A 23,537-nucleotide genomic window follows, 5' to 3' on the forward strand; every position below is an offset into this window, starting at 1 on the left:
TGCATGCCCTTGCGGAAGCGCTGCGCCACGCCTTGCCGCCATCCTCAAGCCATATCTGATCCTGTCTGGGAGAGTCCGATCATGTCCTTCGCGCCCCTGTCCTGCGTGCGGATGAACCGCCGCCAGCTTCTTTCCGGGGCGGCCGCCGTCGGCGCGCTGACCTTGGCCGGGCGCGCGGCGGGGCGCGCCCAAGAGAGTGTTCAAGAGCGTCCGCTTCTGACCGTCGAGAGCACCACCCTCGAGGTGAAGGGCAAGGCCGCCAAGGCATATGTGGTGAAGGGGCCGACCGGGGAGGGGATTTTCGCGCGAGAAGGTGAGCGCCTCTCCGGTGCGGTCCTCAATGCATCGGATGCGCCGCTGCAACTGCACTGGCACGGGCAGATCTTCGCCCCGCCCGAACAGGATCGCGCCCGGCCCAATGGCGGCACACTGGCGTCGGGGCAGACCGACCTGGTGGACTACCGACTCACCCCGGGCACCCATTGGATGCACGCCCACACCTTGACCGAGCAGCAATTGCTGGCGGCCCCGCTCGTTACCCGCGAGGCCGACGCGGGGGATGTTCAGGACGTGGTGGTGATGCTCCACGACTTCGCCTTCCGCACCCCGCAGGAGATCCTCGCCGAGCTCGGCGGCACCGACGGCCACGGCGGCGGACACGGGGGGATGGGCCACGCGATGGGCAACCCGGGACTGGTCCCGCAGGGCATGGGCGCGCAGGGCATGGGGGCGCAAGGTATGGGAGGCGGCCACGGGATGCCCATGGGCGCCATGATGGGCGGCATGATGGGCGTGGCGGGCGGCGGCATGGGCGGCATGGCGCACGCCAATGACGTGGCCTACGACGCCTATCTCGCCAATCGGCGCACCCTGGCCGATCCCGAGGTGGTGCAAGTGGAGCGGGGCGCACCGGTGCGGCTGCGCGTCATCAATGGAGGCACGGCCACTGCCTTCTTCCTCTCCCTGCCGGGGCTGGCGCCACGTTGCATCGCGGTGGACGGGGTGCCTTGTGTTCCCGTGGCGGCTGGGTTGTTTCCGCTCGCCCAGGGCCAGCGCATCGACCTCCTGGTGGATCTACCCCAGGCGGGCGGCGTCTTCCCGCTGCTGGCGCAGGTGGAGGGCGCGCGGGCGCGCACCGGCATCGTCCTGGCGACGCCCGGCGCCGCGATCGCACGGATCCCCGAGGTGGCAGAGCAGGCGGAGGGACTGCTGGACCTCGCCTTTGAAAGCACGCTTGCCGCGCGCGCGCCTCTTATGGCGCGGCGGCCGGATCGCGTCTTTCCTGTCATGCTGGGGGAAGAGCCCGGTTATCGCTGGACCATCAATGGCCGTGTCCACGGCGAGGACGTGCCATTCGAGGTGCGCCAGGGGGAGCGGGTGGAGATGACCTTCATGAACCCCACCATGATGAGCCACCCCATGCACATCCATGGCCATCACTTCCAGGTCGTGGCGCTGGGGCCGCAGCGCTTTTCCGGGGCGCTGCGCGATACCGTGATCGTGCCGCCCCACATGCCGGTAACCATCGCCTTTGATGCCGGGCAGAAGGGCGAATGGTTCCTCCACTGCCACCACCTCTACCACATGGCCGGTGGCATGATGACGTCGGTCCGGGTGGTCTGAGGCGCAGCGCCGGGCGGGCGCTCAGTGGGGTGCGAGGCGGTGGCCGTCCGGTGTCCAGCGCAGGTGATCGGTGCGCACCAGGTGGCGGATGTGGGAGAGCAACTCGCTGAGCGCGAAGCCCATCTGAGGCAGGGGGATCGGACGGGTGTACATCACCGGCAGCAGCTCCATCACCCCGCTCGGTCCAGAGGCCTGGCAGTGGGCCACCAGGTGCCGCAGGCTCCGGGCGTGATGGGCCTGGAGCGCGCGCACCCGCTGATGCAGTCCGAAGAACGGCACGCCGTGACCGGGCAGAACCAGAACGTCGTCCGGCACGTCGGCGAGCACCGCATCCAGCGAGGCCAGATAGTCCGCCAGCGGGTCCTCGCACGGGGGGAAGACGGAAATGCCGACGTTCGGCGAGATCCGCTCGAGCACCTGATCGGCGGCGATGAACAGCTTCTTCTCGCGGTTGAGCAGTGTGGCCATGGCCGGGGAGTGTCCGCCGCCGATGGCCACTTCCCAGCGGTCGCCGCCAAGCAGCAGCCAGCCCGCCGTGAGCGGGTGAAAGGCGGCCGGTGGCGCTTCGGTCATCCGGCGATAACGGTCACCGCCGGCGAGCACGTGGTCGCGGCTGGCGGGATCGAGCCCTAAGTCATCGAGAAGGGCGGCGCGCTCGGTGCGTGTCTGCGGCGGCAGCGGGTGATGCAGCGCCAATGCGGCCGCGTGCTCCACCGGATGGATGTGCAGCGGCGCCTGCGCAGCGCCGCACAGATGCCGTGCGAGGCCGACGTGATCGGGATGGGCATGGGTGCAGATCACCCGCGTGAGGCCGTCACCGAGCGGCCCTTCGAGCAGCGCCCGCCAGGCGTCACGGGTCGGGGTGTCGTCGAGACCGGTGTCGATCGCCGCCCAGCCGGCCCCGTCGCGCAGGAAATAGACGTTCACATGGTCCAGTTGGAACGGCAGGCGCAGGCGTGTCCACAGCACATCCTCGCAGATGGCCGTGACGTCGCCGATCTCGGGCACCGGGAAGGTGGCGGGCGCATGGGCGCGCACGCTGGTCATGGTGTGGGCGCCAGATAGGTTTCCACCAGCCGGGTCCAATAGGCGATCCCATGGGGGATGGCGGCGTCGTTGAACTCGTAATGGGGGTTATGGAGAATCCGGTCGCCGTCGGTGGGGCCGTTGCCGATCCAGATATAGGCGCCGCGCTTGCGCTCGAGCATGAAGGCGAAATCCTCAGACCCCAGGGAGGGGGGGATGTCGTGCACATGCCCGGCATCGACGCAGCCCCGTGCCACCTCGGCGCAGAACGCCGTCAGTTCCGGGTCGTTGAACAGCGGCGGATAGCGGCGCGAATAGGTGATGTGGGCGGTGCAGTCGTGGAGCCGCGCGGCATGCTCCGCCACCTCCCGCAGCCGGCGCTCCCCGAGGTCGCGCGTCGCGGGATCGAGCGCCCGCACGGTGCCGCGGATGACCGCCTCGCCGGGAATGACGTTCCATGTGGCGCCGGCATGAATCTGGGTGACGCTGACCACCAGCGAGAGCAGGGGGTCGACGTTGCGGGAGACGATCGACTGCAGCAGGTTGATGCATTGCGACGCCGCCAGGATCGGATCGGCGGCGAGCTGCGGGCGGGCGGCATGGCTGCCCTTGCCCTTCACCACGATCTCGAACACGTCGAACGAAGCCATGGCGTTGCCGGCGCAGGTGCCGAACGTGCCGATGGGCAGGCCCGGACGGTTGTGCAGACCGAACACGGCTTCCATGGGAAAGCGCTCGAATAGCCCTTCCTCGATGGCGACCGCCGCACCGCCCTCATTCTCTTCCGCCGGCTGGAAGATGAGATAGACGATGCCGTCGAAAACCCCATCGCGTGCCAGCGCGCGCGCCGCGCCGAGCAGCATGGCGGTGTGGCCGTCATGGCCGCAGGCGTGCATCTTGCCGGCGCGCTGCGAGGCATGGGCGAAGGTGTTGGCCTCGGTGATGTCGAGGGCATCGATGTCCGCCCGCAGGCCGATGGCCCGCTCGCTCCGTCCCTTCTTCAGGGTCGCCACCACCCCGGTGCGGGCGATGCCGGCTTCAAATGGGATCTGGAGCGCGGTGAGCTGCCGCGCGATGAAGGCGGAGGTTTCCACTTCCTCGAAGGCGGTCTCGGGAATGGTGTGCAAGTGCCGCCGCCAGGTGGCGACCTCCTGATACTCCATGTGTCACTCCGATACGTGCGGCAGAATGGCGATGGGCTCTCATCCCTCCGTCAATGGCGCGGGGCCTTACTCCTTGACGGTGGATGACAGGTTGCCCTCCCAGAAGATCAGCTTGCGGTGGGCATAGCGCACCAGCTGGGTGCCGACGATGCCCAGCACCGCCAGGCTGACCAGTGCCGCGAACATGACGTTGACCTCCAGGGTCACCGCCGCCGAATTGATAAGGTAGCCCAGGCCTCGGCTGGAGGACACGAATTCCGCCACCACCGCGCCGATGAGGCTGAGCACGATGGCGATCTGGAGGCCGGCGAAGATGTGTCCCGCTGCCGACGGCAGCTTGATCTCCCAGAAAATCATCCAGCGGCTGGCGGAGATGGCCTTGGCCATGTCGACCATCGCCGGGTTGGTCTGCTTCAGGCCGACGATGGTGTTCACGAAGACGGGGAAAAAGCACACCAAGGCGACCATGATCACCTTGGACTTCATCTCGAAGCCGAACCAAACCAGGATCAGCGGCGCCAGCGCCACCTTCGGCATGGATTGCAGAGCGATGATGAGGGGGTGGACCAGCTTTTCCGCCACCTCGGATTCCGACACCAGCGCCCCCACCAGGATCGCCAGTCCGCATCCGACCACATAGCCGATGATCGTGGATGTCATCGTGTAGGCGAGATGCTGCCAGAACACGCCGCCGATATATCCGGTCTCCAGCGCGCGGAGAACCGACAGCGGTGTCGGAAGGACATAGCTCGGGATGTGGAAGAACTGGATCGACAGCTGCCACACCAGGATGACCGCCGCAGCGGTGGCCAGCGGATACATCAGATCCTTGAGCTTGGAAGTCATCGGCCCTCTCTCAATGATCCAGTTTCGCGAAGATCTCGCGCAGGTGCTTCGTATAGGCAGTGAAGCCGGGCTCGCTCATGGTCTCGAGGCTGCGCGGGCGGGGGATGTCGATGGTGAGATCCTCCACCAGTTGCGCCGGGCGCGGCGAGAGAACCAGCACGCGATCGGACAGATAAACTGCCTCGGGGATCGAGTGGGTGATGAAGAGCACGGTCTTGCCCGCCTTCATCCAGATGGCCTGCAACTCGTCCATCATGCGCTCGCGGGTCATGGCGTCGAGAGCGGAGAACGGCTCGTCCATCAAGAGCACGGTGGGATCCTGGATCAGCCCACGCACGATGCCGGCGCGCTGCTGCATGCCGCCGGACAATTCATTGGGGTAGCTTTCCGCGAACTTGTCGAGCCCGGCCATCTTGAGAAGGTCCATGGCGCGGGTCCGGGCCGCGGCCATGTTGAGGCCGAGGGACTTGGCCGGCAGCAGGACATTTGCCAGCACGTTCTTCCAGGGTAGGAGCGTGGGCTGTTGGAAGACCACGCCCACATCCGGGCGCGGCCCCTTGACCGCCTCGCCGCCGATCCGCATCTCGCCGCCGCTCGGCCGCAGCAGGCCGGCAGCGATACGCAGCAGGGTGGACTTGCCGCATCCCGAGGGACCCAGGACAGAAACGAACTGCCCGGGCTCGATGGTCACCGAGAGATCGCGGACCGCTTCCGTGGCGCCTCGTGCTGTATGAAATGTTACATATAGATTGCTGACCTCAACATACCCGGCACTACTTCCGATTCCTGCCGGCTTGGCGGCTGTTCTTGCGTCGGCTGATGCCATTCCCGTCTCATCCTGCTGCCGTGCCGACCCGCGACGGGCGCGACCGATTCACAAGGGAAATCTGTGGTCTTCTTATGTGAGCCCATCAGGATGCCTCAGCCTCTCCTAAGCGGGAGGAAATTTCAATACGGCTATATTGACATTTTTTTATGCGGCAGATGTAATCTTTGAAATCTCATCAAGCGCAAGGGGTTTACGAAAAGAGATGCGGGTCACTCCCACTTCCTATCTCACCCGAACGCGAAATCTCGGCGATCTGCGGCCCGCGCGCCCGCGGCCCGATGCGCTGATCGAGGTGGCGGAGGCGGACCGCATCCTGTCCACGGCCACGTTCTTCGATACGGTGGATGCCGTGGCGCGGGGGCTCGGGCGGCACGGGTTGAAGCCGGGAGCCCGGGTGGCGATCCTGTCCGCTAACCGCTGGGAATATCTGGCGGCCTTTCTCGGCATCATGAAAGCGGGCTACGTGGCGGTTCCCCTGAACCAGAAGCTCGCGCGCGACACCCTCACCTGGATCTTCAGCGACAGCGAGGTGGCTTTCGCCTTCGTGGAAGCGCAGTTCGCCGACATGTGCCCGACTACGGTCCCAAGCATCGATCTCGACCGCGACTGGGCGGACTTTCTCGATCCTGGCCCGTTCACCGCGGCGCAGGTGACAGAGGCGGATGACGCGCTCATTCTCTACACTTCTGGCTCCACCAGCCGGCCCAAGGGGGTGCCCCTGAGCCATGGGGGCCATCTGTGGGCCATCCGCACGCGGCTGGAGGGCAGCCCCGGCTATGAGGAGCAGCGGGTGATTGCCGCCGCTCCGCTCTATCACATGAACGCCCTGTTCACGGCTCTGGTGGCGCTGGCGGCCGGCGCCTCCTTCGTGCTGATGAATGCCTTTTCTGCCGCCGGATTCGTTGCCGCCATCTCGCGCCATCGGGTGAGCCTGGTCACCTCGGTGCCCACCATGATCGCGCTGGCCCTGCGGGAAACCGAGGCGCTGGCATCGGCCGACCTGAGCTGTGTGAAGGTGCTGGGCATGGGTTCGGCGCCCACCACGGAGAAGCTGCTGGAAGACGCGCGCGCGGCCTTTCCCAATGCGCGCATCAATCTCGGCTATGGCACCACGGAAAGCGGGCCATGTGCCTTCGGCGCGCATCCCGATGGCCTGCCGAAGCCGCCGGCGGCGCTCGGCTATCCCCTCGCGGGCGTCGATGTCCGCATCGCCGGCGGCGGTGACGATGGCATTTTGGAGCTGCGCACGCCCGCTGTGACTCGTGGCTATCTCAATCTGCCGCAGAAGACCGCGGAGGTGATCGATGCCGAGGGCTGGTACAGCACCGGAGATCTGGTTCACCGCGACGAGAACGGCTTTTATTTCTTCGTCGGCCGCCACGACAACATGTTCACCTGCGGCGGGGAGAACATCTATCCGGAGAACGTGGAGCAGATGATCGAGGCGCATCCGATGGTGCGTCAGAGCTGCGTGGTGCCGGTGCCGGACGATCTCAAGGGCTTCAAGCCTGTGGCTTTCGTGGTGCGGTCCGGTGACGTGAGCGAGGACGAGCTCAAGCGTTTCGCCCTTGCCAACGGGCCGGCCTATCAGCATCCCCGGCAGATCTTCTTCCTTGAAAAGCTGCCGCTGGCCGGCACCAACAAAGTGGATCGCAAGGCTCTGCAGCGCCTCGCCATGGCCGAACTGGGCGAGGCCGTGTCATGAGCGCTGTCGACCTCACCCTGGATCACGTGGGGATCGCGGTTCCAGACCTCGAGGCTGGTCGTCGCACCTATGCGGCCCTCGGCTTCCATCTCACCGATCGCAGCATGCATTCCGGTGCGCTCGAGCCCGGCGGGCCGGTGGAGCCGTGGGGATCGGGCAATCACTGCGCCATGCTGCGGCGCGGCTATATCGAGGTGCTCGGGCTGGTGGATGCGACGCTGCATTCCACGGTGAAGCATCTGCTGAAGCGCTATGAGGGCGCGCATATCGTCGCCCTGCGCACCCCGGATGCCGACGCCAGCTTCGCCGCCTATCAGCAGGCTGGTGTGCCGGCGCGGGCGCCCGCCGCGCTGCAGCGGCAGCTGGACGAGGGCCAGGTTCTGGGCTTTCGCAACATCTATTTCGAGGGGCCGGATTACGCCCAGGCGCGCTTCATCACCATCGAGCATCAGACCCCCGATCTGCTGTGGCGGCCGGATCTGCTCGATCATCCCAACACCGCGGTGGCCCTGCGCAGCGTGACGCTGGTGGTGGCCCCAGAGGATGTCGAGGCCATCCGCGCCCGTCTCGGGCGGGCCTTCCCGCTGGTTCCGGCCGATGCCCTGCGCGTGGTGGGAGCCGACACGTGGACGGCCCCGCTGCCGGGCGCCGTGCCCTGTGTCGCCGGCTTCGAGGTCGCCGTGCGTGATCTTGATGCGTGCGCCGCGCTGCTCACCGCCAACGGCGTGCCCCATGCGCGCGCCGCCAGCGGCGCCCTCGTGGTGCCTCCGGCCGCCGCGGCGGGCGCGCAGCTCACCTTCGTTCAGGATTGAGCTCTCGGCCCTGCACGCGGGGCTGGCCATCCAAACCCACCGCACACGCCAACAAACCAAGGGACAACAAGACAATGAAGGCGGTCGTCATCAATGAACACGGCACCAATGCCGTGCTGAGCTACGAAGACCAGTTCGAGGCGCCGGTGGCCGGGCCGGGCGAGGTCATCGTCAAGGTCGGAGCCTGCTCCCTCAACTATCACGACATTTTCACACGCAATGGCATGCCCGGCATCAAGGTGCCCATGCCCATGATCATGGGCATCGACGTGGCCGGCACGGTGGCCGAGCTGGGCGCCGGCGTCACCGACTTCAAGGTGGGTGATCGGGTGCTGGTGGATCCGGTGGACCGCGCCGGCAAGCGCGGCCTGCTCGGCGAAATGGTGCATGGCGGGCTGGCGGAATTCTGCCGCACCGAGGCCCACAGCCTGGTCCGCATTCCCGATGGCGTCAGCTTCGAGCAGGCCGCCGCCCTGCCGGTGGCCTATGGCACCGCCTATCGCATGATGATGACCCGCGGCCAGATCACCGCCGGCGAGAGAGTGCTGATCCTCGGGGCTTCGGGCGGCGTCGGTACCTGCTGCGTGCAGCTGGCGAAATCGGTGGGCGCCTATGTGATCGCCTTCGCCAGCAGCCAGTCGAAGATGGATCGGCTGAGGGAATTGGGCGCCGACGACACCATCAACTACGTGGACGAGGACATCGCCAAGGCCATCTACAGCCGCTACGGCAAGCCCCATCGCAAGCAGACGGACGGTGGCGTGGATGTGGTGGTGAACTTCACCGGCGGCGACACCTGGGCCAAGTGCCTGCGCACCCTGAAGCCCGGCGGGCGGGTGCTGACCTGCGGCGCCACCGCGGGCTACGATCCGCGCACGGACCTGCGCTTCATCTGGACCTATGAGCTGGACATCAAGGGCTCCAACGGCTGGCAGCGGCAGGACCTCCACACCCTGCTGGACATGGTGCAGGCGGGCACGCTGGTGCCGCAGATCGACCGCGTCTTCTCCCTCACCGAGACCGACCAGGCCTTCGCCCTCATCGAGGAGCGCAAGGTGTTCGGCAAGGTGATCGTGAAACCCTGATCGGCGAGGCAGACATGAGTGAGGCAAAGACGGCTGTGGAGCCCAAGACCCTCGACATCGCGGCCATTCAGGCGATCTTCGACCGCTCGTCCATGATCGCCTTCCTCGGCCTGAAGGCGGAGGCGGTGGACCATGCGGCCATGACCTTCTCGGCGCGCATGCCGCGCCGGCCGGAGATCGAGCGCGGGCGCTGCACCGGCCAGATTCACGGCGGCGCCATCGCCGCCTTCATCGATACGGTGGGTGATTTCGCCGTGGGCATGATGGTGGGCGGCGGCGTGCCCACCATGAACATGCGGGTGGACTACCTGCGGCCTGCCACCGAGACCGATCTGATCGGCGTCGCCACCGTGCGGCGGCTCGGGCGATCCATGGCCGTCGTGGATATCGATGTGACCTCGGAGCAGGGGCAACTGCTGGCCGTGGGTCGGGCCACCTACGTGCCGAAGGCCGGGTGAGAGCCGCCGCACCGCCGGCGGGTGACGTTCACGAAAAAAGCAGAGGGATCGACGATGAAGACTGTGATGACTTTGCTCGCGGCCTCGGCCGTTGCGATGGTAACGGCCACATCCGCTGGCGCCGAGGATCTGCGCAAGGTGTCCGTCGGCCAGGTGACCAACATGACACTGAGCCTGGCGCCGCTGGTGGCGGCGCAGGAGCTGGGCTTCTTCCGTGAGGAAGGTCTCGACGTGAGTGTCGTCGAGTTCAAGGGCACGGGCACCCTGATCCCGCAGATGGTGGCCAAGCGGGTGCTGATCGGCTACCCGAACCCGGATGCCCTCATCGTCTCCCGCGAGCCGGGCAAGGACTATCTGCCGCTCAAGTTCTTCTACAACGTTACGCGCGAATCCGGCTGGGAATTCGCCGTGCTGGCCGACAGCAAGGTGAAGACCATCGCGGACCTGAAGGGGGGCAAGCTGGGCGTGGGCGCGCTCACCTGGGGCAACATCCCCATCACCACCGCGCTGCTGGCCGAGCACGGCATCAAGGTGGGCCAGGATATTCAGATGGTGCCCGTGGGCGTGGGCGGACCGGCGTTTCTCGCGCTGCAGAACGGCAGCGTCGATGTGTTGAACCTGTTCGATTCCCAGCACGCCACGATGGAAGCCAACGGCGTGAAGATCCGCCGGTTGGACATGGGCCAGAAGTACAATGGCCTGTTCTCCAACGGCTTCATTGCCCATGACGACACCATTCGTGACGAGCCCAAGCTACTGGCCGAATTCGGTCGCGCCTTCACCAAGGGCGTTGTGGTGTGCGAGGTGAACCCGGCCTATTGCGTGAAGACCTTCTGGAAGCATTATCCGACCCAGAAGCCCGCCAATGGCACCGAGGAGGAAAAGATCAAGGCCGGCATCATCATCATGGAGGCGCGCACCAAGAAAATGTCGCACTTCATGCCGGACGAGAAGCACCTCTATGGCAGCTATTCGGCCCAGGGCTGGAAGGACTTTATCGACGTGCTCAAGGCCGGCGGCACCATCAAGAGCGCGGATATTGACGTGAACTCGCTCTACACCGACGCCCTTGTGCCGCAGTTCAACGATTTCGATGTCGCCGCGGTGCGTAAGCAGGCCGAAGGGCTCTGACCGGCCGCAGTCCCTGTCGGTGTCTGCAGCGGCCGCGTGACGCGCAAGCGCTCGCCCCCGTCCATGGCCGCATGCCGTGGGCGGGGGCGACGCATATCTGGACCAACGTCCGGCCGGTGCGCCGCCCTCTCGATTGGCTTTCGCTCCCACGAGCCCGGGCTCGTGGGCGTGGGATGGGATCTGAGGCGCTGTCCCGCGCAGGGCCAAGAGGGGGCGCTGGACAGCGACATGACGGGAAGGGGCAGGGTGGCGTGGGCGAGAGGCCGGGCGTCAATGCTCTGGCGAACGACGCCAGCGTGTGGCCGGCGCTGCTGTGAATATAAAGTGCCCCCGGCAGTTCGGCGCTCCTGCGGGCGTGCCCACTTTGGGACTGACATGGCGGAAGGGGTGGGATTCGAACCCACGGTGGGCTTGCACCCACGGCGGTTTTCAAGACCGCTGCCTTAAACCACTCGGCCACCCTTCCAGACAGGCGCATGACCATGCGCGCGGCGTTCCTATCAAGTGTCGTCGAAGACGTCGAGAGCGGCGTCGGCCGATCGCCGGTGCGCGGCCACCAGCGCGCACGGTGGCGCGGTTATGTGATCACGAACGGTTTACCATTCCGCTGCGCTCGCCGCATTTTCGCCGTCTTCACTCCCCTTTCTACGCCAGAGTGCGCGTCGTTCATCCATGTCGATCGGGGATGATGCCGGCACCGGGGTATGTCTTTGCTGGGGGTGTGATGCGAAAGCTCATGGCGCAGCAACGACTTCATGCACCACTGGGGGAAAGCCGCGGCATGGGCATCGAGCGCACGTCGAAGAATCAGGCCGCCGTTGGCCGCCACGTCGCAAATGTGGCGTCGGACGGGGCGATTGCGGTGCCCGCGCCGGTGTCATGGCGCACCTGGGTGGCTCTCGGCGGTGCGGTGGTCTTCGGTGTGGCGCTGGCGGGTTGCAGCTCCGTCGAGTCGGTGAGCAGCAAGATTGATCCCACCTACGGTGTGGAGGTCAGCCCGCGTGTGGTGGCGGATGGTGATCCCGTGCCCAAGGGCGGTGGCCATTACAAGGTGGGCAAGCCCTACAAGGTCGCTGGTCGCACCTACGTCCCGAAAGAAGATGCCGACTATGCGGCCGAGGGCATGGCCTCCTGGTACGGCAAGGATTTTCATGGTCGCAAGACGGCCAATGGCGAAGTGTTCGACATGACGTCGATCTCCGCCGCTCACAAGACGCTGCCGATGCCGTCTTATGTGCGTGTCACGAACCTCGCCAACAAGCGCTCCATCATCGTGCGCGTGAACAACCGCGGCCCCTATGTGGCGGGCCGGGTGGTGGACGTTTCCTACCGCACCGCCGAACTGCTGGGTTTTGCCCGTCACGGCGTCGCGCGGGTGCGGGTGGAATATGTGGGCCGCGCACCGCTGGGCGGGTCCGACGACCAGCAGCTGGCCATGACCCTGAGCACCGATGGTGTTCCCGCGCAGCTCAATGGCAGCTCGCCGGTGATGGTGGCCTCGGCCAAGCCGTTCGTGCCGCACGTGGCTGAGGCGCTGCCGGTGGGTTCTGGGGATGCCCCTATGCCGGTCAGCCGTCCGTATGATCTGGGCGGCGAGATGCAGGTGGCTGCCGCCGCGCCGGAGACGATGGCTGCGCCCGAGCCGCCCGTTGTCGCCAGCAAGCCGGCCGCTTCCAGCAAGCCCAATTCCGGCAAGTCTGTGGCGAAGCCTGTGCCCGCCGCGGCCACCCGCGTTGCGGCTGCGCCGAGCACGAAGCCGGCGTCCGCCAAGCCTGCGCCCGCTACCGGCGCGGCCAAGCCTGCGACGAAGCCGTCGGCGACTACCATTGCGGTGGCGCCGTCCAATGCCCGCTCGGTGAGCATGGCCGCCAATGGTTGGTCCACCGGTCCGGCCCCCGTCTCCGGGTTGAGCTACGCCGGCGTATCGGGAAGCGAAGGCTTCCGCTGAGCGCTCTGGCGCTGATCGGCCGGCGCAACCGGCGGCTCCACCTGGCTCGCTCCTGCCGCTGTTCCCTGACATCGCCCGCGTCTTGCGGCTCCTGTCGCGTGCGGTTGACGATGGGGTTGCGCCCGGCGCGCGTCGTGACAGAGGCGGGTCATCCGTGACAAAGTCGGCCGGTGGCGATCAAGACCGGCGTGCTCCCGTGAACAGACCTCATCTCATGCGTTTCCTCGCGGCCCTGTGCCTCGTTGGGCTCACCTTGGGTGGGGGCGCGGCGCGTGCGCAGGAGGCCTTCCAGGCCCGCGTGCCCGCCGCCATGCTGGTGGATTACGAGACCGGCACCATTCTTTACGAGAAAGATGCGGACAAGGCGTTCGACCCCTCCAGCCTGGTGAAGGTGATGACGGCGGCCGTGGTGTTCGGCCAGATCAAGGCCGGCAAGATCACGCCCGACACGGAATTCATGGTCAGCGTGAATGCCTGGCGCCGTGGCGGCGGGCCGTCCGGCGGCGCGGCCATGTTCGCGGAGGTGAACAAGCCGGTGCGGGTGGCCGATCTGCTGGCGGGCGCCATCGTCGTGTCCGGCAATGATGCGGCCATCGCCCTGGCGGAGGGGGTGGCCGGCACCGAGACGCAGTTCGCCGGGCTCATGAATGAGACAGCCAAAGCGATCGGCATGAGCAACAGCAGCTTCCGCAATCCCGCTGGATTCCCGGATCCTGCCCAGGTTTCCACCGCACGCGATCTGGCGACCCTCGCGCAATATGTCATCCGCACCTATCCGGCGCAGTATCCGGTGTTCGCCGAGCCCGCCATCGACTGGAACAAGATCAAGCAGCGCAACCGCAATACCCTGCTGTCGGCTGGGGTGGGGGCGGATGGCCTGCAGCAGGCGTGGCTGAAGGGCGGCGGCTTTCACCTGTTGGGCTCGGCGGTGCAGAACGGGCAGCGGCTGGTGGTGGTGGTGCTGGGCGCCAAGAGCGAGAAGGAGCGGCTCGACGAGGCGCGCCGGCTGCTGGACTGGGGCTTCCAATCGTTCCACCAGCGGCAGATCTTCGCCGAGGGGGCCGAGGTCGGCTGGGCCCAGGTGTTCGGCGGCGCCAGCGGCTCGGTGGGGCTGACGGCGCGAGGGCCGGTGCGGGTGCTCACCAGCCGCCGCGGCGGCGAGCGCATCACCGCGCGGGTGACCTATCGCGGCCCCTTGCGGGCGCCGGTGGCGAAGGGCATTCAGGTGGGCGAGATGGAGGTGAGCCGCGGCGACGTCAAGGTGCTCGAGGTGCCGCTTTACACCGCCGGCGATGTTCCGGTCGGCTCCCTGTGGCAGCGGGCGCTGGATGGTGGCATGACCTTCGTGGGAGATCAGACCCGCGCCCTCTTCAGCCAGGCGCTGGCCAAGCTGCAGCGCTGAGGCGGCGGCGTCCTCGGCGCGTGAACGGAGTTCCATGAGCAAGATGCGCGGCCGGTTCATCACCCTGGAGGGTGGCGAGGGCACCGGCAAATCCACCCAGGCCCGCCGGCTGGCGGCGCATCTGCGCGCCCGCGGTCACGAAGTGGTGGAAACCCGGGAGCCGGGAGGCTCTCCGGGGGCGGAGGCGGTGCGCCATGTGCTGTTGTCCGGGGCCGCGCAGCCCTTCGGCCCGGCGGCCGAGGCGCTGCTGTTCGCGGCGGCGCGGGCCGATCACATGGACACGCTGATCGCCCCGGCGCTGGCCGCCGGGCGCATGGTGATCTGCGATCGCTTCATCGATTCCACCCGGGTCTATCAAGGGGCGCTGGGGCGGGTCGATGCCCCGCTGCTCCAGGGACTGGAGGCGGTGAGCACGTCCGGGCTGCGGCCGGACCTGACCCTGGTTCTGGATGTGCCGCCGGCAGTGGGCCTTGCCCGTGCCGCCGCGCGCGGGCAGGGGAGCGACCGCTTCGAGAAGGAGGGACCCGCCTATCATGCGGCCGTGCGCGAGGCGTTCCTGGCGCTGGCGCGGGCGGAGCCCGAGCGGTGCGTGCTGGTGGATGCCACCGGCGCGGAGGACGAGGTGGCGGGACGGATCATCGCGGCCCTGGAGGCGCGGTTGTTTCCGCCAGGCGCGGACGGCGCCGGGAGGGGGGCGTGAGCGCGCCGCTGGCGGCGGATGCCCTGCCGGAGGTCCCTCATCCGCGGGAACAGGATCGCCTGTTCGGACATGCCACCGTTGAAGCGGATCTGGCGGCCGATTGGCGTGCCGGCCGGCTGCCCCACGCCCTACTGCTGGGCGGTCCCGAGGGCATCGGCAAGGCGACCCTGGCCTATCGCCTGGCGCGGGCGGTGCTGGCCGGGCCAGGCGCGGCCTCGCCTCATCATGATCTTGAGCTGCCCAGCACCCACCCGGTGTTCCGGCAGGTGGCCTCGCTCACCCATCCCGACTTGCTGGTGCTGCGCCGGGTGGCGGAGGCGGGGGAGGAGAAGATCCCCACCATCATCCCGGCGGAGATGGTGCGGCGGGTGCGCGCCTTCTTCGGCGCCACGGCAGCCGGCGGCGGCTGGCGGGTGTGCATCGTCGATGCGGTGGATGAGCTCAACGCTTTCGGCGCCAATGCCTTGTTGAAGACCCTGGAGGAGCCGCCCCCGCGGGCGCTGTTCCTGCTTATTTCCCATGCGCCGGGCCGGGTGCTGCCCACCATCCGCTCGCGCACCCGGCTGGTGCGCCTGCGTCCGCTCCACACCGAGGATGTGCTTGCGGCCCTCGACCACCTGCGCGCGCTGGGCACCGAGCTTGATCCCGCGCTGCTGCCGGCTGCCGCCGAGGCGAGCCAGGGCAGCGTGCGGCGTGCCGTGGTGCTGGCTCGGGGCGAGGGGATGGAGGTGCGGGCCGCCACCCTGCGCGCCCTCGATCAGCTGCCGGCGCCGAAGGCCGAGGAACTGCACGCTCTGGGTGCGCGGCTGCAGGGAGATCGCGGCGACGGGCTCGCTCTGTTCACCGAGGCGGTGAGCGACTACATCGCCCATCGGGCCACCAGCGGGGCGGAGGCCCCCCATCGCCTTGTCCGCCTGGGCGAGGTGTGGGAGAAGGTGCGGCGCAACGCGGTGGAGGCGGACGTATTCAACCTCGATCGCAAGGCGCTGGTGTTCCGTATCTTTGCCGACCTCGCCGACGCCGTGCGCTAGACTGCAAGCGCCGGCCGGCCCGTTTCCGGCGAACCCGTTCGAGCTGCATATGTCCCAGAAGCCGCCCTTCTACATCACCACCGCCATTGCCTACCCCAATGGCGTGCCGCACATGGGCCATGCCTATGAGGCGATCGCCAGCGATTGCATCGCCCGTTTCATGCGGCTCGACGGCTATGACGTGCGCTTTCTGACCGGCACCGACGAGCACGGCATCAAGATGCTGCAGACGGCCCAGAAGGCCGGCCTCTCCCCGCGCGAGCTGGCGGAGCGCAATGTGGCGCGGTTCCAGGCCATGGCCGAGACGCTCGGCTTGTCCAACGACGATTTCATCCGCACCACCCAGGCGCGGCACTATGCCTCCTGCCAGGCCATCTGGGAGAAGATGGCCGCCAATGGCGACATCTACAAATCCACCTATTCCGGCTGGTATTCGGTCCGCGACGAGGCGTATTACGCCGAGAGCGAGACGGTGCTGAATGCCGATGGGGTGCGTCTCGGCCCCCAGGGCACGCCGGTGGAATGGGTGGAGGAGGAGAGCTATTTCTTCCGCCTTTCCGCCTATCAGGATCGCCTGCTCGCTTATTATGCGGAGAACCCCGGCTTCATCATGCCGGAGGCACGCCGCAACGAGGTGGTGAGCTTCGTGTCCGGCGGGCTGCAGGACCTCTCCATCTCCCGCACCACCTTCGACTGGGGCATTCCCGTGCCCGGCGACGACAAGCACATCATGTATGTGTGGGTCGATGCGCTGACCAACTACATCACCGCGCTCGGCTATCCCGATGTGGAGGGTGAGCTGTTCCAGCGCTATTGGCCGGCCAACCTGCACGTCATCGGCAAGGACATCATCCGCTTCCATGCGGTCTATTGGCCGGCCTTCCTGTGGTCGGCGGGCCTGGAAGCCCCCAAGCGGGTGTTCGGTCACGGCTTCCTGTTCAATCGCGGGGAGAAGATGTCGAAATCGGTGGGCAATGTGATCGACCCGTTCGATCTCGTCGCCACCTATGGGCTCGATGCCATCCGCTATTTCTTCCTGCGGGAGGTGTCGTTCGGGCAGGACGGCTCCTACAGCCACGAAGCCATCGTGGCGCGCATCAATGCCGATCTCGCCAACGATCTGGGCAATCTCGCCCAGCGGTCCTTGTCCATGATCGCCAAGAATTTGGATGGGGCGGTGCCGCAGCCTGGCCCGCTCACCGCGGAGGACGAGGCCATTCTGGCGGCCGCTGACGGCATTCTGGAGAAGGCGCGGGAGGCCATGGGCACCCAGGCGATCCATCTCTATCTCAATGCCGTGTGGGCGGTGGTGGCGGATGCCAACCGCTATTTCGCCGCCCAGGCGCCCTGGGCCCTGCGCAAGACCGATCCCGCCCGCATGGCCACTGTGCTTTGGGTCACCGCCGAATTGATCCGCGAGCTGGGCATCCTGGTGCAGCCGGTGATGCCGGAGAGCGCCGCCAAGCTCCTGGATCTGGTGGGCGCGCCTGCCGCCGAACGCGGCTTCGAACAGCTCGGTGCCGGGGCTCGGCTGCCGGCGGGGCGGGCGCTGCCCACCCCGGTGGGGGTATTCCCCCGTTATGTGGAGCCGGAAGCGACGGCCTGATGCGACGGGCTCATGAGGCGGCGGGCCGCCCCGTGAGCTGAGCGATGATGTGGCTGATGTGCCCGTCTGCGGCCATGTAGAACGGCACGGCCGCTTCCACATCGCGCGCCTGCAGCGCCTTGCCCATGTCCCGGGCGGCCGTGCGCATGGCCGTCAGGCCAGGGGTGATCGCGGCGCGCGCCGCATCTGAAATGCTCGGCAGCCGCTCCAGCGGCGGCGTGTCGTAGAGGCGTTCGGAGCGGGCACCGACCAGGCATTGGGCCAGGCCGCCGCGCCAGGCCGAGAGCTCCGCCGCCAGGATCTGCGCTGCCTGCGCCTTGCTTTCTCCCAGCTCGTTCAAAAGCACCATGGAGGTGGCCTGCGCCTGGGCCAGCAGGGCGCCGGCGGTCTGGCCATCGGTGTTGTTCTGGGTTGCGAGGCGGGCGACCTCCGCCAGGGAGGCGGAGATGGACGTGGTGGCGCTCTTCTGCTCGTGCAGAGCGTGGCTGATGCTGTCGATCCGCTGATCGGCGAGGGAGACGCGCTCGGCCACCATGTCCATGTTCCGCGATACGGATTTGAACGCCCGGCTGCCGCTGTTCACCCGCTCTCCACCGTGGTGGACGGCCCGGGAGACCCCGGCGATCACCACATCCAGCTCGGCCAGCTTGGCGGAAATGTGCTCGGTGGTGCGGGCGGTCTGTTCCGACAGGGCCTTCACCTCCGCTGCCACCACGCCGAATCCGAGGCCTGCTTCGCCGGCCCGCGCCGCCTCGATGGTGGCGTTGAGCGACAGCAGCTTGGTCTGCTTCGAGATGGCGTCGATGTCCCGCGCCATGTCGGCGATGGAGCGAATGGAGCCCGCCAGCAGTCCGGTCTGCGCCTGGATCTCGGAGAAGGAGGTGGTGATGTCCTCGATGGCGGCGGCCGCCGCCGAGGACTGCTGCAGCGTCTCGGAGACGATTCGCGCCGCCTGCGTGGATTGCTCATGGGTGGCGCTGGCGTCGGTGGCGATGCTCTCGATGGTGCGGGCCAGTTCCTCCACGGCGCCGGAAATGGCGACGCTTTCGCCGGACAGGCGCTGGGTGTTGCCACCGTTCCAGGCCAGCAGGCAGGCCAGATCCCCCAGCAGCCGTGCCGCTTCCGCCGCGCGAATGGTGAGGTCGAGGCCGGCGCAATCCGGCGGGGGAAGAGCGTGAGCCAGGCTCAAGGATTGATTGCCGGAAGCTGCCATGGGTCTGCCTGCGCCGGAGGGGGGGTGGCGCCGGCGGTCTCCCCGATGGTCAGGTGCGCCGACAGCGCCGTCTGGAAGCGCCACCTTTATGGATGTCACCCTCCCTCTCTAGGCGGGGGAGCTTGCGCCGGCGTTGCGATGGCGGCCCCGGCACAGCCCCTTTTTCATTGCAAGCCCGCGATGGATGTGCTCTGCCGTCGCGCGGATTTTCCCATCCCTGCCGGCATGACGGTCGTCTGGGGGTGCCGTGGCGGCGAAAATACCGTAACCTGCCGCCTCAATCGTTGGGCGCCGGACGATAAGTGCGCCACCACGCGAAGCGGAAACGGCAGGCAGAGGAGGCGTCGGGGGCTGTGCAGATGACGAGGCTGAAGGGGTTCAGTGGACTTGCGGTCGCGCTTTTGCTCGCCGCCTGCGCCAGCGATCGCAGCCCGCCTCCGGCGGCCAATTACGATCCCATCCCGCCCATGATGCCGGCGGACGCGCCGCCCATGCAGCCGGAGGGCCCGGCCGTGCCGCGCATCGAGGTGCGGCTCCCGGCAGCCGACGCAACCCTGGTGCGCGGGCGCCTCGCCACGGCGCGGCGGGCGCGCGGCTACACCATCACGGTGGATCAGCCGGCCCAGCTGGTGGCCGAGAAGATCCTGCCGGCGGACGAGGCGCTGAAGCGGACCAATGGCGCCAGCTCCAATGCCGCTTTCCGTCTCGACTATATCTTCAACACGTCGGGTGGTGCCGTGACGGTGTCGCTCGAAGCGTCCATCGTCGCCAATCCGGGTAGCGGGCGCGAGGTGGTGCGGGCCATCACCATGCCGGCCGGCGATGCGGATGCGCTGAAGCAGGAAATCTCCGACTCCATCTGAACGAGGGGGTGCGCCCCCTCACTCAGGCGCGGCGGGGAGAAGCCAGCCGCTCCACCACCAGTACGGTGATGAGCGCCGCCACGCTCTTGATGCCGGCGCCGGGCAGGAAGGGCAGAAAGCCCTTCTCCCAGGCCACCTGCGCACCGCGCAGCGCCCCCAGCCAGCCGGCACCCACCACCATCAGCACCAGGTGGCCCAGCACCAGGGTCATGAGCAGCGGCAGCCAGCGGCCCCGCGCCCAGTATTGCTGCAGGGCGCCGACCAGTAGCGCCACCAGAACGAAACCGATGAGGAAGCCCCCGGTGGCCCCGGTGAGCACCTGGAGGCCCGCGGCGTGCTTGGCGAACACCGGCATGCCAGCGAGGCCGAAGGCCACATAGAGCGCCACCGTCAGCCCGCCGAGCCGCCAGCCCAGCAGGGCGGCGAGGGTGATGAGCACATAGCTCTGCAGGGTGATGGGCACCGGCTGCATGGGAATGGCGAGCTGGGCGCTCCAGGCCATCAGCGCGATGCCGCCCACCACCATGGCGGCGGCCCAGGCGTGGGCATGTTCGGCAAGGCGCAGCAGCGCCGGGCGGAAGGGGGGCATGGCCGCTCCTCAGGGCTCGATTCGTCGGCGGCATCCTGCCATGGGGGTGGGGCGCTGTCGCCTCGGCTCGACGGCGCACGGGGATGCGCTTATACCTTCGGCCCATTGCCGCGCAGGCCGCGGCGTCCCTTTCGGTTGCTGTGTTCCACGATGCTCGTCGATAGCCATTGCCACCTCGATTTCCCCGAATTCGCGCCGGAGCTGCCCGATGTGGTGGCGCGGGCCAAGGCGGCGGGGGTGGGCCATCTGGTCACCATCTCCACCCGGGTGGCCCGCTTCGATGCCATCCGTGCCATCGCCGAGCGGTTCGATGAGGTGAGCTGCTCGGTGGGCACCCATCCCCATTACGCCGCCGAGGAGCCGGACGTGACCACCGCCGATCTGGTGGCGCTGGCCGCCCATCCGAAGGTCGTCGCCATCGGCGAGGTGGGGCTCGATTATTTCTACGACACCGCGCCCCGCGAGGCGCAGGCCCATGGCTTCCGCACCCATATCGCCGCCGCGCGGGAGACCGGGCTGCCGCTGGTGATCCACGCCCGCGATGCCGATGAGGACACCGCCGCCATCCTGGAGGAGGAGAGCGCCAAGGGGGCCTTTCCCTTCCTGCTGCACTGCTTCACCGCCGGCCCCGAGCTGGCGCGGCGGGCGCTGGCGCTGGGGGGCTATATCTCCTTCTCCGGCGTGCTCACCTTCAAGAAGAGCGAGGCGCTGCGGGCCATCGCCGTCACCGTGCCGGAAGACCGGCTGCTGGTGGAGACGGATTCCCCCTATCTCGCCCCGGTGCCCCATCGCGGCCAGCGCAACGAGCCCTCTTACGTGCGCGAGACCGCCAAGGTGCTGGCGGCGGCCCGGGGCGTGAGCCCGGAGCAGATGGCTGAGGCCACCACGGCGAACTTCACGCGCCTGTTCTCCAAGGCGCGGATCTGAAGCCCGCATCTGACGCCCACCGGCTCGGGAGGAGCGCATCATGAACCACGATCGCTACGACGACAGCTATATCCGCGGCATTCTGGAAGAGGTGCGCACCATCGCCATCGTCGGCGCCAGCGCCAACCCCACGCGGCCCTCCTATCTGGTGATGAAGTATCTGGCGGAGCGGGGCTATCGGGTGTTCCCCATCAATCCCGGCCAGGCCGGCAAAGAGGTGGTGGGGCTCACCTTCCTGGGGCGCCTCGCCGATGTGCCCGAGCCCATCGACATGGTCGACGTGTTCCGCGCCCCCGAGCATCTGCCGGCGGTGTGGGCCGAGGTGGAGACGATTTTACCGCTGCCCAAGGTGCTGTGGATGCAGCTCGGCGTGCGCAACGACGAAGTGGCCGCGCAGGCCGAGGCCGCCGGCCTCAAGGTGGTGATGGATCGCTGCCCCAAGATCGAATATGGCCGCCTCTCCGGCGAGATCGGTTGGACCGGGGTCAATTCGCGCACCCTGTCCTCGCGCCGCCCGAAGCTGCTGGGACAGGGGGTGCAACGGCTCTCCATCGCCTCGCGCAAACCGCCCGGCGCGGTTTGAGTTAATAAAAATCATCGTTTAGATGTATTTTCAGAAAATCCACAAGCGCCTATAAGGCGGAAGCGGCCCGCAGGCCGATGTGATGGGAGAGGCCCGATGACTGAAGACACCACTGCGCCGGCCGTGCACGAGCCGGGTTTCGCCACCCTGGCGGTTCATGCCGGCGCGCAGCCCGACCCCACCACCGGTGCCCGGGCGACCCCCATCTACCAGACCACCTCGTTCGTGTTCGACGATGTGGACCATGCGGCCTCGCTGTTCGGCCTACAGGCCTTCGGCAATATCTATTCGCGCCTTGGCAATCCCACCAATGCGGTGCTGGAAGAGCGTGTGGCGGCCCTGGAAGGCGGCACCGCCGCGCTGGCGGTGGCCTCGGGCCATGCGGCGCAGCACCTGGTGTTCCACACTTTGCTGACCCCCGGCGACGAGTTCATCGCCTCCCGTAAGCTCTATGGCGGCTCCATCAACCAGTTCTCCCATGCCTTCAAGAGCTTCGGCTGGAACGTGAAGTGGGCGGACCCTGACGACATCTCCACCTTCGAAGCTGCGCTTACCGATAAGACCAAGGCGATCTTCGTGGAGAGCATCGCCAATCCGGGCGGCGTGGTGGTGGACATCGCGGCCATCTCCGCCATCGCCAAGAAGGCGGGCGTTCCGCTGATCGTCGACAACACGCTGGCCACGCCCTATCTCTGGCAGCCCATCAAGGACGGCGCCGACATCGTCGTGCATTCCGCCACCAAGTTCCTGGGTGGGCACGGCAATTCACTGGGCGGCATCATCGTCGATGCGGGCACCTTCAACTGGTCGGCGACGGATCGCTACCCCTTCCTGTCGGCGCCGCGGCCCGAATATCAGGGCATGGTGCTGCACGAGACCTTCGGCAATTTCGCGTTCGCCATCGCCGTGCGGGCCCTCGGCCTGCGCGATCTCGGCCCGGCGCTTTCGCCCTTCAACGCCTTCATGCTGCTGACCGGCATCGAGACCCTGCCGCTGCGCATGCAGCGCCACAGCGAGAACGCTCTGGCAGTGGCCCGCTATCTCGCCGCCCACCCCAAGGTGGAATGGGTGAGCTATCCGGGCCTGGAGAACGACCGCTACCACGCCCTGGCGCAGAAATACCTGCCCAAGGGCGCCGGTGCGGTGTTCACCTTCGGCCTTAAGGGCGGCTATGAGGCCGGCGTGAGCCTCGTGTCCAACGTGGAATTGTTCTCCCACCTCGCCAATATTGGCGACACCCGCTCGCTGATCATCCACCCCGCCTCCACCACCCACCGCCAGCTCACCGACGAGGCGAAGGTGATCGCCGGCGCCGGGCCGCAGGTGGTGCGCCTGTCCATCGGCATCGAGGACGTGGCCGACATCATCGGCGATCTCGATCAGGCCCTCGCCAAGGTCTGAGCCTGCGCTCGCTGTCGTCACAATGCCCCGCCCGGCCCGCGCCCGGCGAGGCATTTGCATGGGTGGTGCCGTCGTTCGGGCAGGCCGTGGGCGTGGGATTTGAGGGGCGCGGAAGGCTTGCACCGTGCGCTCGGTCGCGCCAACACTGGCGGGACTGCCGAGCTTTGGAGCCGTCATGCCATCCGTCCTCTTTCATCCTGTCGTGCTGGTGTTTCTGGGGGCCGGCTGCGGCGGCGTTCTCCGGCATCTAGTGAACATCACCCTGCCGCGCCTGCTGGGCACCGGCTTTCCGTTCGCCACCTTCGCCATCAATGTTACCGGCAGTTTCGCCATGGGGCTGCTCACCGGCTATCTGGCGTTCAAGGATGGCGCCGCGTGGAGCCAGGGGGCGCGGCTGTTCCTCACCACCGGGCTGCTGGGCGGCTACACCACCTTTTCCACTTTCTCGCTGGATTTCCTGTTTCTCATGGAACGCGGCGAAATGGGCCTCGCGCTGCTCTATGCCGCCGGCTCGGTGGCGCTGGCCTTCATCGCCGTGTTCGCCGGCATCTCGCTGATGCGGGTGCTCAGCTGACGGGATGGCGCTGGCGCGAGGC

At 67.5% G+C, this 23,537-nt stretch carries 22 protein-coding genes and 1 tRNA gene; 16 read left to right on the forward strand and 7 right to left on the reverse strand.

Going from position 1 to position 23,537, the window contains the following annotated elements; translation table 11 throughout:
- The first annotated feature begins 81 nt into the window (after window positions 1-81).
- Window positions 82-1,623, forward strand: coding sequence for a multicopper oxidase family protein (locus MEU52_RS09700; protein WP_238121082.1), 1,542 nt, complete (start codon window positions 82-84; stop codon window positions 1,621-1,623).
- A 21-nt stretch (window positions 1,624-1,644) separates the two neighbouring features.
- Here the strand turns inward: MEU52_RS09700 and MEU52_RS09705 are convergent, their stop codons facing one another.
- From MEU52_RS09705 to MEU52_RS09720, 4 genes are all read right to left on the reverse strand, one after another.
- A complete protein-coding gene (locus MEU52_RS09705; RefSeq protein WP_238121083.1) occupies window positions 1,645-2,670 on the reverse strand; it encodes an MBL fold metallo-hydrolase in 1,026 nt (341 codons plus the stop codon).
- Window positions 2,667-3,812, reverse strand: a complete 1,146-nt coding sequence (locus tag MEU52_RS09710) for a M20 aminoacylase family protein (protein ID WP_238121084.1) — start codon at window positions 3,810-3,812, stop codon at window positions 2,667-2,669. Before MEU52_RS09710 ends, MEU52_RS09705 begins: the two co-directional genes overlap by 4 nt.
- Before the next feature lie 66 nt (window positions 3,813-3,878).
- Window positions 3,879-4,658, reverse strand: a complete 780-nt coding sequence (locus tag MEU52_RS09715) for an ABC transporter permease (protein WP_238121085.1) — start codon at window positions 4,656-4,658, stop codon at window positions 3,879-3,881.
- A 10-nt stretch (window positions 4,659-4,668) separates the two neighbouring features.
- Window positions 4,669-5,349 (reverse strand): ABC transporter ATP-binding protein, encoded by a 681-nt coding sequence (locus tag MEU52_RS09720; RefSeq protein ID WP_238121086.1) that lies wholly within the window; start codon window positions 5,347-5,349, stop codon window positions 4,669-4,671.
- A gap of 340 nt (window positions 5,350-5,689) precedes the next feature.
- On the opposite strand from MEU52_RS09720, the gene MEU52_RS09725 reads away from it, so the two are divergent.
- From MEU52_RS09725 to MEU52_RS09745, 5 genes are all read left to right on the forward strand, one after another.
- Window positions 5,690-7,192, forward strand: coding sequence for a class I adenylate-forming enzyme family protein (locus tag MEU52_RS09725; RefSeq protein ID WP_238121087.1), 1,503 nt, complete (start codon window positions 5,690-5,692; stop codon window positions 7,190-7,192).
- The gene (locus MEU52_RS09730; protein ID WP_238121088.1) at window positions 7,189-8,004 is read left to right on the forward strand and encodes a VOC family protein; all 816 of its coding nucleotides are present in this window, start codon (window positions 7,189-7,191) and stop codon (window positions 8,002-8,004) included. The genes MEU52_RS09725 and MEU52_RS09730 overlap by 4 nt, the downstream gene beginning before the upstream one ends.
- A gap of 74 nt (window positions 8,005-8,078) precedes the next feature.
- On the forward strand, window positions 8,079-9,089 hold the full coding sequence (locus MEU52_RS09735; RefSeq protein ID WP_238121089.1) for a quinone oxidoreductase family protein: 1,011 nt from the start codon (window positions 8,079-8,081) through the stop codon (window positions 9,087-9,089).
- A 14-nt stretch (window positions 9,090-9,103) separates the two neighbouring features.
- Entirely contained in the window at window positions 9,104-9,547 is a 444-nt protein-coding gene (locus MEU52_RS09740) for a PaaI family thioesterase (RefSeq protein ID WP_238121090.1), read from the forward strand.
- Window positions 9,548-9,601: 54 nt separating this feature from the next.
- Window positions 9,602-10,678: an ABC transporter substrate-binding protein gene (locus MEU52_RS09745; protein WP_238121091.1), complete on the forward strand. Its 1,077-nt coding sequence runs from the start codon at window positions 9,602-9,604 to the stop codon at window positions 10,676-10,678.
- A 376-nt stretch (window positions 10,679-11,054) separates the two neighbouring features.
- Here the strand turns inward: MEU52_RS09745 and MEU52_RS09750 are convergent.
- A tRNA-Ser gene (locus MEU52_RS09750) sits at window positions 11,055-11,144 on the reverse strand.
- Between the two features lie 315 nt (window positions 11,145-11,459).
- Between MEU52_RS09750 and MEU52_RS09755 the strand changes: the two genes are divergently transcribed.
- From MEU52_RS09755 to metG, 5 genes are all read left to right on the forward strand, one after another.
- Entirely contained in the window at window positions 11,460-12,626 is a 1,167-nt protein-coding gene (locus MEU52_RS09755; RefSeq protein ID WP_337927106.1) for a septal ring lytic transglycosylase RlpA family protein, read from the forward strand.
- 214 nt (window positions 12,627-12,840) lie between these two features.
- Complete coding sequence (locus tag MEU52_RS09760) at window positions 12,841-14,028, forward strand: D-alanyl-D-alanine carboxypeptidase family protein (RefSeq protein ID WP_238121092.1); 1,188 nt, start codon at window positions 12,841-12,843, stop codon at window positions 14,026-14,028.
- 34 nt (window positions 14,029-14,062) lie between these two features.
- The gene (gene tmk / locus MEU52_RS09765; protein ID WP_238121093.1) at window positions 14,063-14,728 is read left to right on the forward strand and encodes a dTMP kinase; all 666 of its coding nucleotides are present in this window, start codon (window positions 14,063-14,065) and stop codon (window positions 14,726-14,728) included.
- The gene (locus MEU52_RS09770) at window positions 14,725-15,759 is read left to right on the forward strand and encodes a DNA polymerase III subunit delta' (protein WP_238121094.1); all 1,035 of its coding nucleotides are present in this window, start codon (window positions 14,725-14,727) and stop codon (window positions 15,757-15,759) included. The genes tmk and MEU52_RS09770 overlap by 4 nt, the downstream gene beginning before the upstream one ends.
- A 49-nt stretch (window positions 15,760-15,808) precedes the next feature.
- A complete protein-coding gene (gene metG, locus MEU52_RS09775; protein ID WP_238121095.1) occupies window positions 15,809-17,365 on the forward strand; it encodes a methionine--tRNA ligase in 1,557 nt (518 codons plus the stop codon).
- A gap of 10 nt (window positions 17,366-17,375) precedes the next feature.
- Here metG and MEU52_RS09780 read toward each other — a convergent pair whose 3' ends face one another.
- A complete protein-coding gene (locus MEU52_RS09780; protein ID WP_238121096.1) occupies window positions 17,376-18,554 on the reverse strand; it encodes a methyl-accepting chemotaxis protein in 1,179 nt (392 codons plus the stop codon).
- Window positions 18,555-18,937: 383 nt separating this feature from the next.
- Here MEU52_RS09780 and MEU52_RS09785 point away from each other — a divergent pair, with 383 nt between their 5' ends.
- A complete protein-coding gene (locus MEU52_RS09785) occupies window positions 18,938-19,441 on the forward strand; it encodes a hypothetical protein (protein ID WP_238121097.1) in 504 nt (167 codons plus the stop codon).
- 22 nt (window positions 19,442-19,463) lie between these two features.
- Here the strand turns inward: MEU52_RS09785 and MEU52_RS09790 are convergent, their stop codons facing one another.
- Window positions 19,464-20,030 carry a biotin transporter BioY gene (locus tag MEU52_RS09790; RefSeq protein ID WP_238121098.1) on the reverse strand — a complete coding sequence of 189 codons (567 nt, stop codon included), beginning with the start codon at window positions 20,028-20,030 and terminating at the stop codon, window positions 19,464-19,466.
- A gap of 150 nt (window positions 20,031-20,180) precedes the next feature.
- Between MEU52_RS09790 and MEU52_RS09795 the strand changes: the two genes are divergently transcribed.
- From MEU52_RS09795 to crcB, 4 genes are all read left to right on the forward strand, one after another.
- The gene (locus tag MEU52_RS09795) at window positions 20,181-20,957 is read left to right on the forward strand and encodes a TatD family hydrolase (protein ID WP_238121099.1); all 777 of its coding nucleotides are present in this window, start codon (window positions 20,181-20,183) and stop codon (window positions 20,955-20,957) included.
- A gap of 40 nt (window positions 20,958-20,997) precedes the next feature.
- Window positions 20,998-21,540, forward strand: a complete 543-nt coding sequence (locus MEU52_RS09800; protein ID WP_238121100.1) for a CoA-binding protein — start codon at window positions 20,998-21,000, stop codon at window positions 21,538-21,540.
- 96 nt (window positions 21,541-21,636) lie between these two features.
- Window positions 21,637-22,941, forward strand: coding sequence for an O-acetylhomoserine aminocarboxypropyltransferase (locus tag MEU52_RS09805; RefSeq protein ID WP_238121101.1), 1,305 nt, complete (start codon window positions 21,637-21,639; stop codon window positions 22,939-22,941).
- Window positions 22,942-23,116: 175 nt separating this feature from the next.
- A complete protein-coding gene (gene crcB / locus MEU52_RS09810; protein WP_238121102.1) occupies window positions 23,117-23,515 on the forward strand; it encodes a fluoride efflux transporter CrcB in 399 nt (132 codons plus the stop codon).
- Window positions 23,516-23,537 lie beyond the last annotated feature (22 nt).

This window comes from Xanthobacter sp. NM-25, from assembly GCF_022138605.1.
GTDB lineage: Bacteria > Pseudomonadota > Alphaproteobacteria > Rhizobiales > Xanthobacteraceae > Xanthobacter.

Bases quoted from the DNA above. Each gene is read 5' to 3' on its own strand.
- MEU52_RS09805 (WP_238121101.1), top strand. From the start codon at position 21,637: ATGACTGAAGACACCACTGCGCCGGCCGTGCACGAGCCGGGTTTCGCC.
- MEU52_RS09715 (WP_238121085.1), bottom strand. From the start codon at position 4,658: ATGACTTCCAAGCTCAAGGATCTGATGTATCCGCTGGCCACCGCTGCG.
- MEU52_RS09785 (WP_238121097.1), top strand. From the start codon at position 18,938: ATGACGAGGCTGAAGGGGTTCAGTGGACTTGCGGTCGCGCTTTTGCTC.
- MEU52_RS09745 (WP_238121091.1), top strand. From the start codon at position 9,602: ATGAAGACTGTGATGACTTTGCTCGCGGCCTCGGCCGTTGCGATGGTA.
- MEU52_RS09740 (WP_238121090.1), top strand. From the start codon at position 9,104: ATGAGTGAGGCAAAGACGGCTGTGGAGCCCAAGACCCTCGACATCGCG.
- MEU52_RS09795 (WP_238121099.1), top strand. From the start codon at position 20,181: ATGCTCGTCGATAGCCATTGCCACCTCGATTTCCCCGAATTCGCGCCG.
- MEU52_RS09800 (WP_238121100.1), top strand. From the start codon at position 20,998: ATGAACCACGATCGCTACGACGACAGCTATATCCGCGGCATTCTGGAA.
- MEU52_RS09760 (WP_238121092.1), top strand. From the start codon at position 12,841: ATGCGTTTCCTCGCGGCCCTGTGCCTCGTTGGGCTCACCTTGGGTGGG.
- MEU52_RS09725 (WP_238121087.1), top strand. From the start codon at position 5,690: ATGCGGGTCACTCCCACTTCCTATCTCACCCGAACGCGAAATCTCGGC.
- MEU52_RS09710 (WP_238121084.1), bottom strand. From the start codon at position 3,812: ATGGAGTATCAGGAGGTCGCCACCTGGCGGCGGCACTTGCACACCATT.
- tmk (WP_238121093.1), top strand. From the start codon at position 14,063: ATGAGCAAGATGCGCGGCCGGTTCATCACCCTGGAGGGTGGCGAGGGC.
- crcB (WP_238121102.1), top strand. From the start codon at position 23,117: ATGCCATCCGTCCTCTTTCATCCTGTCGTGCTGGTGTTTCTGGGGGCC.
- MEU52_RS09755 (WP_337927106.1), top strand. From the start codon at position 11,460: ATGGGCATCGAGCGCACGTCGAAGAATCAGGCCGCCGTTGGCCGCCAC.
- MEU52_RS09700 (WP_238121082.1), top strand. From the start codon at position 82: ATGTCCTTCGCGCCCCTGTCCTGCGTGCGGATGAACCGCCGCCAGCTT.
- MEU52_RS09705 (WP_238121083.1), bottom strand. From the start codon at position 2,670: ATGACCAGCGTGCGCGCCCATGCGCCCGCCACCTTCCCGGTGCCCGAG.
- metG (WP_238121095.1), top strand. From the start codon at position 15,809: ATGTCCCAGAAGCCGCCCTTCTACATCACCACCGCCATTGCCTACCCC.
- MEU52_RS09735 (WP_238121089.1), top strand. From the start codon at position 8,079: ATGAAGGCGGTCGTCATCAATGAACACGGCACCAATGCCGTGCTGAGC.
- MEU52_RS09730 (WP_238121088.1), top strand. From the start codon at position 7,189: ATGAGCGCTGTCGACCTCACCCTGGATCACGTGGGGATCGCGGTTCCA.
- MEU52_RS09790 (WP_238121098.1), bottom strand. From the start codon at position 20,030: ATGCCCCCCTTCCGCCCGGCGCTGCTGCGCCTTGCCGAACATGCCCAC.